1 rRNA gene is annotated in these 449 nt (G+C 45.2%); it reads left to right on the top strand.

Features of this window, described 5'->3' with window-relative positions:
• Nucleotides 1–377 precede the first annotated feature (377 nt).
• Nucleotides 378–449, top strand: a 5S ribosomal RNA gene (gene rrf / locus ACVYAD_RS25135); the annotation flags it as partial.

Here is a 449-nt window from a genome sequence, read left to right as displayed (position 1 = left end):
GGTTCGAGGTGGAAGTGTGGTGACACATGGAGCTGACGAATACTAATCGATCGAGGACTTAACCAAAATGTTTGAAACATTCAATGCACCGTTTATCCAGTTTTGAAAGAACAATTCATTCTTTCATTAAGGGTTTCAAGATACGAGTAGTTCGAGGAAGCGATGGAGAGAGGGAAGGAGCGTACTCAAGTACGTGACTAACTGAACGACTGAAGCTGACGAAGAAATGCGACGTATATTGAAAGCCAAAGAGAGCTTCAAGACACAAGTAGTACAAGGAAGCAAACGAGTGAATGAGGGAGCGTACCTCTGTACGTGACCAATTGAACGAGAGAAGCTGACGCAGTAATACGCCGTGTATTGGAGGTCGACAATAGTCTAGTGATGATGGCAAAGAGGTCACACCCGTTCCCATACCGAACACGGAAGTTAAGCTCTTTAGCGCCGAT

This window comes from Lysinibacillus sp. G1-3, assembly GCF_056322905.1.
This window is presented reverse-complemented; position numbering and strand designations above follow the sequence as displayed.